General features: G+C 71.7%; 11 protein-coding genes. 5 read left to right on the top strand and 6 right to left on the bottom strand.

The genetic code is table 11. From position 1 onward, the window contains the following. Positions 1–16 precede the first annotated feature (16 nt). Together hchA and GSY69_RS07340 are read right to left on the bottom strand one after the other, a co-directional pair. Positions 17–934: a glyoxalase III HchA gene (gene hchA / locus GSY69_RS07345; protein WP_160953223.1), complete on the bottom strand. Its 918-nt coding sequence runs from the start codon at positions 932–934 to the stop codon at positions 17–19. A gap of 182 nt (positions 935–1,116) precedes the next feature. Beyond that, a complete protein-coding gene (locus tag GSY69_RS07340) occupies positions 1,117–2,877 on the bottom strand; it encodes an L-aspartate oxidase (RefSeq protein WP_160953222.1) in 1,761 nt (586 codons plus the stop codon). Positions 2,878–2,948: 71 nt separating this feature from the next. Between GSY69_RS07340 and GSY69_RS07335 the strand changes: the two genes are divergently transcribed. Further along, positions 2,949–3,893: a LysR family transcriptional regulator gene (locus tag GSY69_RS07335; RefSeq protein ID WP_160953221.1), complete on the top strand. Its 945-nt coding sequence runs from the start codon at positions 2,949–2,951 to the stop codon at positions 3,891–3,893. Between the two features lie 171 nt (positions 3,894–4,064). Here the strand turns inward: GSY69_RS07335 and GSY69_RS07330 are convergent, their stop codons facing one another. Then, positions 4,065–5,537, bottom strand: a complete 1,473-nt coding sequence (locus tag GSY69_RS07330; protein WP_160953220.1) for an amino acid permease — start codon at positions 5,535–5,537, stop codon at positions 4,065–4,067. 292 nt (positions 5,538–5,829) lie between these two features. Between GSY69_RS07330 and GSY69_RS07325 the strand changes: the two genes are divergently transcribed. The 4 genes from GSY69_RS07325 (at position 5,830) to GSY69_RS07315 (ending at position 9,583) form a co-directional block, all read left to right on the top strand. Next, positions 5,830–8,337 (top strand): glycoside hydrolase family 3 C-terminal domain-containing protein, encoded by a 2,508-nt coding sequence (locus GSY69_RS07325; RefSeq protein WP_160953219.1) that lies wholly within the window; start codon positions 5,830–5,832, stop codon positions 8,335–8,337. Positions 8,338–8,404: 67 nt separating this feature from the next. Then, positions 8,405–8,551, top strand: a complete 147-nt coding sequence (locus tag GSY69_RS14185; protein WP_202410920.1) for a hypothetical protein — start codon at positions 8,405–8,407, stop codon at positions 8,549–8,551. Between the two features lie 18 nt (positions 8,552–8,569). Further along, positions 8,570–9,208, top strand: coding sequence for a class I SAM-dependent methyltransferase (locus tag GSY69_RS07320; RefSeq protein WP_202410919.1), 639 nt, complete (start codon positions 8,570–8,572; stop codon positions 9,206–9,208). A 132-nt stretch (positions 9,209–9,340) separates the two neighbouring features. Further along, positions 9,341–9,583, top strand: coding sequence for a DUF6582 domain-containing protein (locus tag GSY69_RS07315; RefSeq protein ID WP_160953218.1), 243 nt, complete (start codon positions 9,341–9,343; stop codon positions 9,581–9,583). A gap of 99 nt (positions 9,584–9,682) precedes the next feature. Here GSY69_RS07315 and GSY69_RS07310 read toward each other — a convergent pair whose 3' ends face one another. The 3 genes from GSY69_RS07310 to GSY69_RS07300 all read right to left on the bottom strand — a co-directional run bounded on the left by GSY69_RS07310 (position 9,683) and on the right by GSY69_RS07300 (position 12,436). Beyond that, on the bottom strand, positions 9,683–10,402 hold the full coding sequence (locus GSY69_RS07310; protein ID WP_160953217.1) for a DUF429 domain-containing protein: 720 nt from the start codon (positions 10,400–10,402) through the stop codon (positions 9,683–9,685). 54 nt (positions 10,403–10,456) lie between these two features. Then, positions 10,457–11,269: a GIY-YIG nuclease family protein gene (locus GSY69_RS07305; protein ID WP_160953216.1), complete on the bottom strand. Its 813-nt coding sequence runs from the start codon at positions 11,267–11,269 to the stop codon at positions 10,457–10,459. A gap of 123 nt (positions 11,270–11,392) precedes the next feature. Beyond that, entirely contained in the window at positions 11,393–12,436 is a 1,044-nt protein-coding gene (locus GSY69_RS07300; RefSeq protein ID WP_328698796.1) for an ankyrin repeat domain-containing protein, read from the bottom strand. Between the last annotated feature and the right edge of the window lie 184 nt (positions 12,437–12,620).

Here is a 12,620-nt window from a genome sequence, read left to right as displayed (position 1 = left end):
GGGCCCGGGGGGACGCTTAAGAGCCGAAGCGCTCGAGCAGCGCGGCGGCGGCCTCCTTGCCCAGGGCGTTGGCGGCCAGGGGGCTGTCGCCGGTGAGGACATTGCGGTCGCGGGTCGTCTGGCCGGTCATGTCGTCGTTGAGGATCGTCAGCCCCTCGGCGCGCAGCGCCTCGCCCAGCTTCCACGGCATAGGGCCGGGCAGGTAGCCGATCTCCAGGTTCGCCCCGAAGTCCAGGGCGTCGGGGAAGGCCGTGATGGCGAAGCCCGCGAACGGGTTCGATGACCGGCCCAGCCCGGCGGCCCGGAAGGCGGCCGGTCCGTGGCACAGGGAGACGATGAGCCGGTCCTCGGCCAGGAAGAAGTCGAGCGCTTCCTGCACCTCGGCGCTGAACGGCAGGGCATTCATGGCCCCGTGGCCGCCGGGGATGAACACCGCGGCGTAGTCCTCCAGCCCATCCGCGATGACGTCGGACAGGCGCCTGGGGGCCTTGAAGTCCGCGCGCGAGGCCTCCCAGGCCTGGGCTACGGCTGCGTCCTGCGAGGGGTAGGCCCACCACTCGAACTTGGCGGGCGTGCCGTCGATCGTCGCGATGTCGATGCCGTAGCCCGCGTGCGCCATGTGGTGCAGCGGCAGCAGGGTCTCGACCGGGTGGTTGCCGGTGGAGAAGAACGTGCCGTTGTCCATGAGCATGTAGCGCTCGGCGGTGGCGATGACGAGGACCTTCCAGCGATCGCCGGCATAGGCCTCGTCCGTGGCGAACCCGTCGAAGTCGGTCGTGGGCGCGGTGTACTGCGACAGCGAGTAGGGCGAGGGGAAGAAGGCGCCGTCCTCGGCGTGATCCGGGGCGGGGCTGCGGTCCTCGGCCTGCTGGCGGTCCTCGTCTTGCAGGGCTTCCTGAGCGTGCTGGTTCTGCTGGTCCGATGTCTGGGCCATGTCGTTCCCTTCTCGCGGCGATCCGCCCTGTGGCGGGGTGCCCACCCTAGCCCCCGGTCCCCGGCACCGGGCAACCCCGGCACCGGACAACCCCAGCACTGGGCAGCCCCAGCACTGGGCAGCCCCGGCCGGCCCGACGCACGCCCCCCCCGGCCTCGGGCACCCCGGGGCCGGTGTGCCCGCTACTCGACGAGCTTGCCCTGCAGGTCGATCTCCTCGCCCGAGTGCATGAGCGCGGCGACGGCCGGGTCGGCCTCCGGGATCCGCTCGCGCACGACGCCGGCCTCCGGGGACCACACGAGGTTGACCTGGAGCTCCGGGTCCATCTCCGGGTAGTCGCTGCGGTTATGGCACCCGCGGGTCTCGCGCCGCTCGAGCGCGCACTCGAGGGTGGCGCGGGCGGCAAGCACGGAGGACTTGAGGTCGAAGGCGTGGGACAGATCGGCGTAGCCGGCGATGTCCGGGTGGATGCCCACCTGGGCCATCCGCGCCTCGATGTCGGCGAGCCTGTCGAGCCCCGCCCGCAGGCCGGCCTCGTCGCGCACCACGCCGGCGTGCTCGGTCATGAGGTTGCGCACCTCACGCTGGAGGGCGCGCACGTTCTCCGTGCCCTGGGAGTCGAGCAGCTCCTGGACCTCGCCGCGGGCCTGCGCCACCGCCTCGGCGGAGCGCACCTGCGCCTCGAGGCCCGCGGAATAGGCGAGCGCGCTCTGGCCCACGAGCCGGCCGAAGACGAGCAGCTCGATGAGCGAGTTGCCGCCCAGGCGGTTGGCGCCGTGGAGCCCGGAGGACGCCTCGCCGATCGCCCACAGGCCCGCGACGTCGGTGCTGTGGTCGACGGGGTCCACCCACACCCCGCCCATCGAGTAGTGGGCGGTGGGGGCGATCTCGATGGGGCTCTGGGTGATGTCGAGCATCTGGGTCTCCATAAGCGTCTGGTACACCCGCGGCCGGCGGCTCATGATCGTCTCGCGCGGCAGGTGCGAGACGTCGAGCCACACGCCGCCGTGCTCGGTGCCGCGGCCCTCCTGGATCTCCGTGTAGGCGGCCAGCGCCACGCGGTCGCGGGTGGACAGCTCCATCCGCTCCGGGTCGTAGCGCTCCATGAACCGCTCGCCCAGGGCATTGCGCAGGATGCCGCCCTCACCGCGCGCGGCCTCGGAGACCAGGGTGCCCGCCGCGTTCTCCGGCTCGAGGATGCCCGAGGGGTGGAACTGGACGAGCTCGGCGTCGCGCAGGCGGGCGCCGGCCTCGACGGCCAGGCGGAACGAGTCGCCGGTGTTCTCATCGCGGCGCGAGGAGGTCCGCCGCCAGATCCGGTTGTGGCCGCCGGCGGCCAGGATGACGGCGTCCGCGTTGATCCGGTAGCGGGTGCCGTCGAGCGTGTCGAAGCCGTAGGCGCCGAAGATCCGGCCGTCGGCCACGAGCAGCTTCGTGATGTAGACGCGGTCGAGGATGGGGATGTCGAGCGCCTGCGCGCGGTGGATGAGGGTGCGCTGGATCTCCAGGCCGGCGTAGTCCCCGGCGAAGGCGGTGCGCCGCCAGGTGTGGGCGCCGAAGAAGCGCTGGGAGATCCGCCCGTCCTCCTCCTTGGCGAACGCCATCCCGTAGCGCTCGAGGTCGGCGATGCCCTGCGCGGCGCCCTGGGTGACGATCTCCACGGTGCGGGGGTTGGCCAGCCCGTAGGACTCCTTGATCGTGTCCGCCGCGTGCTGCTGCCATGTGTCATCGGGGTCCATCGTGGCCAGGGCGGCGTTGATGCCGCCGGCGGCCAGCGAGGTGTGGGCGTCCTCCTTGGGGCGCTTGCCCACGGCGACGACGTCGACGCCGGACTCGGCCACCTCGATGGCGGCGCGCAGGCCGGAGCCGCCGGTGCCGATGACGAGCACGGAGGTGGCGATGACGTGTTCTGTGGTGGGGGCAGGGCCCGCTGTGGCAGTCATGCCGACCAGGTTAGGTACGCCTGATCTATGCGTCCAATGCATTGTTCAACTGACCTTGATATCCCTACGCTATGGGGGTGAATCTCGAACAGCTCGCGGGCTTTGCCGAAGTCGCCCGGACCGGCCACTTCACGAGGGCCGCCGCGGCCCTGCATCTGGCCCAGCCCTCGCTCAGCCGCCAGATCTCCACCCTCGAGCGGGAGCTGGGCGCTCGGCTCTTCGACCGCGCGCACGGGCGCATCGCCCTCACCGCCGCCGGCGAGGCGCTGCTGCCCACCGCCCGCCGGATGCTCGCCGATGCGCAGGCGGTGCGCCGTGACCTCGACGAGCTCGCGGGCCTGCGCCGCGGCCGGGTCCGCCTGGGCGCCACGCCCACGCTGTGCGTGAGCCTGGCCGCCGAGGCGCTGGGCCGCTTCCACCGCGCCCACCCGGGCATCGAGCTCGAGCTCATGGAGAAGGGCTCGCGCGAGCTCATCGGCGCGCTCGGCGCCGGCGACCTCGACCTGGCGCTCATCACGCGCACGCTGGAGCCGGCCGCGCGGATGCCGCGCCTGGACCTGCGCGCGGTGCTGGGCGAGGACCTCGTCGTGGTCTGCGGGGCGGACTTCCCGCTGCTGCCGCGCGGTGCCGTCACGCTGGCCCAGCTCGCCGCGCTCCCCCAGGTCCAGTTCCACCACGGCTATGACCTGCGCGAGGCCACCGATGCCGCGTTCGCCGCGGCGGGCCTGTCCCCCGCCGTCGTCGTCGAGGGCGCGGAGATGGACGCCGTCCTGCGCTTCGTCGAGCGGGGGCTGGGCGTGGCCGTGGTGCCCGCGATGGTGCTCGTCGACCGGCCGCAGCTGACCTCCGTGCCGCTCGTCGAGCCGAGCCTTTCGCGCACCGTCAGCCTCGCCACCCGGGCGGGGATCCGCCCCTCGCGCGCGGCGCAGGCCCTCGAGCGCGCGATCCTCGCCACGGCGCGCACCCTCGTGGAGGAGGAACCGGAGCTCGCCTCGCTCGTGCGCCCGGCGCCGTAGGTGCCCTGCCGCCGAGGCGCCGGTCCGCCAGGCGTGCCCCCGCAGTGCCGTGCTCGCGACACAGGGTCCGAGCGCGGGACCCTCACTGCTGGGCCTGCACCGCTGGGCATCGCAGCCCAGGCTCGGCAGGTTCACGAGACGCCCGGTTCATGCCGGGGGTCGTCAGCGCAGCTAGCCGAGCGGATGGTGCACCGGGGGCACTTGCGCGGCCCACACCTCGGGCGCGGGCCGCAGCGAGGACCGGCCGTGGCGCAGGCAGTACCAGCCCACGCACACCGCGGTGAACGGCAGCCCGAACCACAGCGCCGCCCGCTGGGCGGGATCGAGGGCCACGCCCACAAGCGAGGCCGTCAGCGCCACCAGCGCGAGGATGGGCAGCACGGGGAAGAACGGCGAGCGGTAGGCCAGGTCTCCCGCCCGGCCACCGCGCCGGCGCAGACGCAGGCGGAACGAGATCTGCGAGGCCACGATCGCCATCCACACGGCGACGACGGCGAAGCCCGCAACGGACACGAGCGCGAGGAAGAGCTTCTCGGAGGCCACGACGCTCGACAGCAGCGAGGCCAGCCCACCGAGCATCGAGATGCCCAGCGCCAGCAGCGGGATGCCGCGGCGGGTGGTGCGGGCAAGCGCGCGCGGGGCCTGACCGTGCTCGCCCAGGGAGTGGAGCATGCGGGTGCACGAGTAGAGCCCGGAGTTGCCGGCCGACAGCAGCGCGGTGATGATGACGAAGTTCATCACATCGGCTCCGAAGGGCAGCCCCGCCCGGTCGAACACGGTGACGAAGGGGCTCTCGTCCACCCCGGCGGTCTCGAACGGGACGAGGGCCGCGATAACGGCGATGGCGCCCACGAAGAAGATCGTCAGGCGCAGGACCGCGGTGCGCAGGGCGCGCGGAATGCAGCGGGCGGGGTCCTTCGCCTCGCCGGCGGCCACGCCGATGAGCTCCGTGCCGGAGAACGCGTAGAAGACCGCGAGGATCGTCACGAGCACGCCGCCCGCGCCGGTGGGGAACAGCCCGCCGGAGGTGGCGAATCCGCCCAGGCCCGCCGGAGCCTCGCCCGCGGGGCTGATGCCGGTGATGACGCCGGCGCCCACAACGATCATGGCGACGACGGCGACGACCTTGACGAGCGAGAACCAGAACTCCGTCTCCGCGAACACGCGCGAGGACGTGGCGTTGATGCCGAACAGCAGGGCCGCGAACAGCAGGCAGAACACCCAGACGGGCACCGCGGGGAACCAGCGCTGCATGAGCAGACCCGCCGCGGTGAACTCGCTGCCGAGCGCCACCGCCCAGCACATCCAGTACAGCCACGCGACGGCGAAGCCCCACGCGGGGCCCAGGTAGCGGGTGGCGTGGTCGTGGAAGCCGCCGGAGACCGGGTGGACGACGGTGAGCTCACCCAGGCAGCTCATGACCATGTAGGCCACAAGCGCCCCCAGGCCGTAGGAGATGACGGCGCCCAGCGGGCCCGCCTGGGCGATCGTGTACCCCGAAGAGACGAAGAGCCCGGAGCCGATGACCCCGCCGAGGGCGATCATGACGAGGTGGCGCGACTCCATGGTCCGGCGCAGGCCGGTGGGGGCGGTCGCCTCGCCCACTGGCGCGGGCCCGGCGATGTCCTGGGCGGGTGCGGACATGGAACCTCCCTGGGGCGGTCGCGCCCGGTGGCCGGGCGCGGGGTGCGGTCAGCCTAGCGGGGCCGCTCCGGTGGGAGCGGTGGCGCGTCATGGGAGGTCATGGGGGGGCAGGTGGCGCGCGGCAGGGGAACCCGGCAAGGGTGCTTGGCGGGGCGGGACGACCGCTGCTTATCAGGGGTTTTGCCCGCCGCTCGAACGTGCCAGCATGAGCGCTAGGACGCCCTGCCAAGGCATCCGGCTGCACCCCTTTCGGCACCACACCGTTCACCGTTCCACGCGAAGCGAGACGCCCATGACCTCCCCTGCACCTTCGGCGCCCACCGGACCGATCGCCCAGGCCCTGGCCGGCCTGACCACCCAGGAGAAGGCCTCGCTCACCAGCGGCGCCGACTTCTGGACGACGCGCGCGATCCCGACCGCCGGCATCGGCTCCATCGCGTTCTCCGACGGCCCGCACGGCCTGCGCAAGCAGGGCGACGACGCGGACCACTTGGGTCTCGCTGCGAGCATCCCGGCCACGTGCTTCCCGCCGGCGGTGGCACTGGGCTCCTCGTTCGACCCGGAGCTGGCCCGGCGAGTGGGGGCCGCGCTCGGCACCGAGGCGCTCCTCGCCGACGTCGCGGTGGTCCTGGGACCGGGCATCAACATCAAGCGCTCACCCCTGTGCGGCCGCAACTTCGAGTACTTCTCCGAGGACCCCCTGCTCACCGGGGCCGTGGCCGCCGGCATGGTCGAGGGCATCCAGTCGTGCGGGGTGGGCGCCTCGCTCAAGCACTTCGCCGTGAACAACCAGGAATCCGACCGTCTGCGCATCTCCGCCGAGGTCGACGAGCGCCCGCTGCGCGAGATCTACCTGCGCGGCTTCGAACGCGTGGTCCAGCAGGCGCGGCCGTGGACCGTCATGTGCTCGTACAACCGCATCAACGGCGTGCTCGCCTCGGAGAACCCCTGGCTGCTCACCCAGGTGCTGCGCGAGGAATGGGGTTTCGACGGCCTCGTCGTCTCCGACTGGGGTGCGGTGCGCGACCGAGTGGCGGCGCTCGCGGCGGGACTCGACCTGCAGATGCCCGGGGGCTCCGGTGAGCCGAATGCGCAGGTCGAGGCGGCCGTCGAGTCCGGCGACCTCTCCCCCGCCGTCCTCGATGCGGCGGCCGAGCGCATCGTCGAGCTGGTCCGCCGGGCCGAGACCGGGCGGGCGGAGGCTCAGCAGGGAGGGGCCGGGACGGCGGGAACCGAGCCGGCAGGGGTCGGACTGGCAGAGACCGCAGCGAGTGCGCCCCGCACCCTGGACGTCGCGGCCCACCACGCGATCGCGCGGGAGGCCGCGGGCCGGGGCATCGTGCTGCTGCGCAACGAGCCCGCGCCCTGGGCCGGCGCGCCCACGGAGGCCGAGGCGCTGGCCGGGCCCGCCGCTCCCCTGCTGCCGCTCGACCCGCAGCGCTCGGTGGCGGTCATCGGCGAGTTCGCCCGCACCCCGCGCTTCCAGGGCGGGGGCTCCTCGCACATCAACCCCACCCGGGTGGACTCGGCACTCGACGCGCTGCGCGAGGCTCTGGGTGAGCGCGTCGCCTTCGCGCCGGGGTTCGCGTTCAACGGCGGGGGTGACGGCAATGGTCACGGCGGAGGCGGTGAAGCCGGGGTCGCGCTGCGGGAGGAGGCCGCGGCACTGGCCGCCGCGTGCGACACCGCGGTGGTCTTCCTGGGCCTGACCGACAACGAGGAGTCCGAGGGCTACGACCGCGGCCACATCCACCTGCCGGCCCACCAGCTCGCGGTCCTCGACGCGGTGCTCGATGCCAACCCGCGCACGGTGGTCGTGCTGTCCAACGGCTCGGTCGTCGCGCTGCCGTTCGCTCACCGGGCGCCCGCGATCGTCGAGGCGTGGCTGCTGGGCCAGGCGGGCGGTTCGGCCACCGCGGATGTGCTGCTGGGCGCCGTGAACCCCTCGGGGCGGTTGGCCGAGACGATTCCCCTGCGCCTCGAGGACACCCCGGCGTTCGGGAACTTCCCCGGGGAGCTGGGCCGCGTGCGCTACGGCGAGGGCGTGTTCGTGGGCTATCGCTGGTACGACAAGCGGGAGTGGGAGGTCGCCTATCCGTTCGGCCACGGGCTGTCCTACACCGCGTTCGCCTACGGCCAGCCGACCGCCCGGGTGTGCGAGTCCGGCGACATCGCGGTCACGGTGACCGTGGAGAACCGGGGCGAGCGCGACGGGCGCGAGGTCGTCCAGGTATACGCACACCTCGGCGACTCCATCGTGGCGCGGCCTCCGCGCGAGCTGCGGGCGTTCGCCTCCGTGGAGATTCCTGCCGGGCAGGCCAGCGAGGTGGGGTTCATGGTGCGGGCTGCGGACCTCGCGTACTGGGACGAGCGGGTGGGGCGCTTCGTCGTGGAGCCGGGCACGTACCGGCTGGACGTGGGCGCCTCGAGCCGGGACATCCGCGGCAGCGTGGACGTGGCGGTTGCCGGCGAGGCGGTGCGCCCGCCGCTGAGCATGGAGTCCACCGTCGCCGAGGTGCGCGAGCACCCCGTCGCGGGCCCGCTGCTCGCGGGTCTGGCCGGGCGCCTCGGCGCCGGTGAGGAGGGCAGTCAGACCGCGCTCGCGATGCTCGGGTCCATCCCCATCGGCCGGCTGCCCGGCTTCACGGGCTTCGGCGTGGAGCGCGCGGACGTCGAGCGGCTCATCGCCACCGGCAATGCGGAGGCGGTCGGTGATGCGGGAGCGAGCGGCGATGCGGGGGCGGGCGTCGATGCGGGAGAGAGCAGCAGCGCGATCGAACACGACAAGCACGACTCCTGAGTGTCCGATCGCTACCTGAGAGCGCTACCGCGAGCAGACCGCACAACCACCAGCAGAAGGAGAGCACGTGCCACTTACTCCCGTCCAGGAGACCCTGTTCTTCCCGCTCATGGGCCGCGCGGACTCCGCGCGGCGGTGGCCGGAGCCGTTTGCCGACCCGTGGGCCGAGCAGGCCGCGCGGATCCGCAGCGCGGCCGGCAGCTCCGCCGAGTAGCTGGGCCGCGGGCCGGCGATGGTCTACGGGCTGCGCCACCTCCTCACCGTCACAGAGGTCAACCGGTACGTCGCGGAGCACCCCGGGGCGGCGGTGGTGAACATCGGCTGCGGGCTCGATCGGCTGGCGCCCGAGGTGTCTGACGAGTCCTCGCCCGTGTACAACCTGGACTTCCCCGACGTGCTGGAGATGCGTCGGCAGTGGGTCGAGCCGAGCGAGCGGGAGGTCGACCTGCCGTACTCGCTCACCGACCACGCGTGGCTGGACCGGGTGGACGCCAGCCGGGGCGTCATCGCGGTCGCACCTGGGGTCATGTACTACGTCGAGGTCGCCGATGCCCGTGACCTCGTGCGGGCCATGGGCGAGCGCTTCCCCGGCGGGCGGTTCTGCTACGACGCGGAGTCACCGCTGGTCACGGCGGGCAGCGAGCGCCAGATCAGCCGCTCGGGCACCCCGAACGCCCGCATGCCGTTCCGCCTCAAGGACCCCTACGAGGTCCGCGGCTGGAGCGATCGGATCGCGAACGTCCGCGTCGAGTTCGACTTCTCCTCCTACCTGGCCGATAGGTCGCGGATGCCCCGGCTCCTGCGCCTGGGGTTCACGGGGATGCGCCTGATCAAGGGCATGTACGAGGTGGTCATCGACTTCGCGGAGTGAGTGGCGTGCGCCGTGGGCCAGTGGGGCGGCGGGGTGCGCTGTGTCGATGCTGGCGCGGCTGGGGCTGGCCGCGCCGCCGCTATGGAGAAGTGGCGCCGCGCGTGCCACGATGATCCGGAGAGGAGTGAGGTCATGACAAGGTTGAGTGCCCGCGAGCGCGATGAGCTGCCCGATTCCGCCTTCGCGTTCCCCCGGGAGCGCAAGGAGCCGCTCATCGACGCGCGGCACGTGCGCGATGCACTGACCCGCTTCGACCAGGTCGAGGGCGTCAGCGATGCCGAGCGCGACGAGGCGTGGCGGCGCATCCTCGACGCCGCGCAGCGCTTCGGCGTCCACGTCTCGGAGTCGAGCTGGCGGGAGCTGGGACGGGACTGAGGCGAGTGCTGTGTCGCCTGATGGCTGCAGGTTGTCGGCTTCAGAGGGGCTTCGGCTTCCGTCCCGGTTCCAGCCTCACCCCTGGAGTTGCAGGTCGTTTTATGAGGCCGGGAGCCAGATCCACCCCTCCGCGACGGCCTCCTCGCTGAGTTTCGGTGACGGCGGCACGGCCTCGCCGCGCGCCACCGCTCGTGCGATGAGCGCGGCGATGACGGCGTCGAGCGCGTTGTCGTCTGCGATGCACGCGTCGCGGTGCTCTCCCCAGTCGAGGGAGGGCAAGCGCTCGGCCAGGCGTTCTACGAGTGTGCGGCGCACCTCGGCGGCCTGTGTGCCCTTGTATTTGGCGTGCGGCAGGCCCCAGATGGCGAGCGCTCCCCCGGGATAGACCTCGCAGGCATGGCCGGACCCATCGAGCGGAGTCGGAGTGCCGTCCGCGCGCAGGCGGGCTGCGATGCCGGCCCAGCGGATGGCGGGGTAGGCGATCTTGTCCGAGGCGACGCTGAGCGGGACCTTGCCCACGCGCCGGCGCACCTCGCGGTCGGTGGCGCGGAAGAGTACCTCGCGCCGCCAGTCTGGACCGGTGTCCGCGGGCGGTTCGAGCGTGCCGTCGCGGTGGGCGCCGACGAGGTGTGTGAAGCCCCGCGGCCACCCGAACGGCACATCGACGCCGGTCTTGGTGGAGGCAGCGACGTGCGCGATGACGTCGTCGTCGTTGGCCCCGACGTGGACGTCGCTGACGACAATGGCGGCGTCGTCGTCCCGAAGGGTCGCAACGCCGGTGCGACGCGGGTCGGCGGCCAGGTCGATGCCGGTGAACATGATGGTGACCTTAGCTGTCGTGGGAACTGCAAGGAGCGGTCGAGCTTTTCCGGCTCAATTCCGGTTGAGCCCGTGGCGGCGCGTATCGAGTGCCTGCTTGAAGTGGCCTTCCGCCGCGTCGATGACATGCGCAGGCGTTGCCGGGTCGAAGACCCGGAGGATCGAGTAGCGGAAGGTCGCGGGGTCCATGCCCCGGAGTTCGACATTGCCGCCGTGGCCATTGGCCGCGTAGGCGGCCCAGCGCTGGCTGATGCGCTCGGCGCCGTCCGCCTTGCCGACGTACTGACGACCGTCGCGAGTGTCGGTGATGAGGTAGATGCCCGCGACGGAGGCGAGCGCCGTGCGCCAGGCGCCGTACCGGTGTTCGCGCATGGCCGCCTCGAGCTGCGGCCGATCGAGCACCACCTGGTCGAATCCAGGGAATGGCACCGGCGGCGCATCGGCGATTTCGAGAACGGGATAGCGCGCGGCAGTCGGTCCGTTGAGGCGCCACGCGCGGGGAGCCCGCCAGCCGATGACAAGGCGGTTGCGCAGGTCGGCCAGATGGCCTGTCTGGGTGATGTCGAACGTGCGCACCACCCCATCGTCGGACACCTCTCCCCGGTTCTCCACAACCGACCAGAGACGCGCCCGATCACCGCCTTCTCGGAGGAAGACCACCCAGATCTTGGGCGGGGAGACGGGGAAAGTGCCCGATTTCGACGAATGCTGCCCCGTGTAGGCGAGCACCTGCTCGTCGGTGGAGTCGGCATGGATGCCCGCCATGCCGGAATCCTCGTGCTCGCGCACGTAGGCATGACGGATGACAAGCGCCTGCGCGGGATCGATCCCGGCACTGCGCAGGATTGCATCGAAGGTCAGGGACATGTGGTGCGTCTCCTTGGGGTGTGGCTGCGTGCACCCAGCTTTGCCTCGCGGTGAGGCGGGGTCCGCGGGCGGCGATCGCGGTTTCGTTCCCCCACCCTGCCACGAGGGGTGCGCATTCCCCATTCAGCGCGAATACGGCACAGACCCCAAAGGAATCGGGACAGGATTTCCTCCCACCCACCGGATGGCCAATTCACTGAGGCGGTCAACCTGGGCGGCGGGCCCTTCTTCGCCGATCACGGCTCCGGCAAGCTCGCGCGCTTGGTGCAGGTCATCTGCGTCTAAGGGATTACCGAGGGCACGGTATCCCGGCAACGCGTCGACCATGGCTCGGTAGTCATCATCCCCATTCATCCCGCCGTTGCGGACGCTCTCGTCGGCGATCCGTCCGGTGATGCGGAGGACCTCGCCCTGCACCGTTTCGGCGGGACCAGACGATGGCACGAGTGAGCGCCACAGCGCTGCGTGCTGCTCCTGCCACGCGCCAGTGGGCAGTGCGATAGCGGAATGGCCATCGTGAGGTTCGGTGCGGTCCTCGGGAGTGACGTTGAAAAGCCGATACAGGTGTGCGAGCCCGGCCTCCGCCGCAGCGAGCAGCGTGGGGTTGAACTTCGCCCTGTGGAACTCGAAGTCGCGGCCGATCCGCTCCACCTGCTCGCACATGGCGGGCGTCCCGGTCGCACCACGATCCAGCAGGAGCTTCGCAGTGGCGGCCATGTCCGCGATGCCGGTGTTCCTCGTGGTGCTGAGGCCGAGCAGCAGGAGCGGCGCTCCCTTAGCGTCGAACACATCGGCCGAGGCTCCCTGTTCCAGCAGTACGCGCGTCGACTCGACCCGCTGCCGTTCGACCGCTGCCTGCAGGGGTGTTTTGCCCGCATCGCTCCGGGCCTCGATATCCGCACCGAGGCCGACCAGCAGCGGGATCTGAGCAACCGGTTGGGGCTGGCCGAGGAACGCGCGCCTCCAGAGCGGAGTCCTGCCACGGTCATCGCTCGCATCCACATCAAGCCCTTGCTCGACCAGCCAGACGATGAGCTCATCGGGGCAGTCCGCGAACCCGATCGCCGTGGATTTCTCATCACCACCCCGCGCATCGAGCGCACAGCCATCGAACACGGCCTTGAGCTCGTCCAGCGAGGCCGAGGTCAGCTGTTCGCCGAAGTCCACGGGAAGTGTCTTCCGTCGTCGTGACATGGCGCGCCTCAGCAGCAGCTCATGACGAGTGGGACTGATGCACGATCAGGTGTCACATGATCTGTGGCGCCGTGCGGCGTTGCAGGGAAGGATGTGCGCCATGCCCGCTCCCTATCCCCAAGAGTTCCGTGAGGACGTCGTCCGCGTCGCGAGGAAC

The sequence above is a fragment of the Brevibacterium rongguiense genome (genome assembly GCF_009857845.1).
GTDB lineage: Bacteria > Actinomycetota > Actinomycetes > Actinomycetales > Brevibacteriaceae > Brevibacterium > Brevibacterium rongguiense.
The sequence above is the reverse complement of the archived record's forward strand: the minus strand, read 5'-3'. Positions and strand labels throughout refer to the sequence as shown.

Bases quoted from the DNA above. Each gene is read 5' to 3' on its own strand.
- hchA (WP_160953223.1), bottom strand. From the start codon at position 934: ATGGCCCAGACATCGGACCAGCAGAACCAGCACGCTCAGGAAGCCCTG.
- GSY69_RS07340 (WP_160953222.1), bottom strand. From the start codon at position 2,877: ATGACTGCCACAGCGGGCCCTGCCCCCACCACAGAACACGTCATCGCC.
- GSY69_RS07335 (WP_160953221.1), top strand. From the start codon at position 2,949: ATGGGGGTGAATCTCGAACAGCTCGCGGGCTTTGCCGAAGTCGCCCGG.
- GSY69_RS07330 (WP_160953220.1), bottom strand. From the start codon at position 5,537: ATGTCCGCACCCGCCCAGGACATCGCCGGGCCCGCGCCAGTGGGCGAG.
- GSY69_RS07325 (WP_160953219.1), top strand. From the start codon at position 5,830: ATGACCTCCCCTGCACCTTCGGCGCCCACCGGACCGATCGCCCAGGCC.
- GSY69_RS07320 (WP_202410919.1), top strand. From the start codon at position 8,570: ATGGTCTACGGGCTGCGCCACCTCCTCACCGTCACAGAGGTCAACCGG.
- GSY69_RS07315 (WP_160953218.1), top strand. From the start codon at position 9,341: ATGACAAGGTTGAGTGCCCGCGAGCGCGATGAGCTGCCCGATTCCGCC.
- GSY69_RS07310 (WP_160953217.1), bottom strand. From the start codon at position 10,402: ATGTTCACCGGCATCGACCTGGCCGCCGACCCGCGTCGCACCGGCGTT.
- GSY69_RS07305 (WP_160953216.1), bottom strand. From the start codon at position 11,269: ATGTCCCTGACCTTCGATGCAATCCTGCGCAGTGCCGGGATCGATCCC.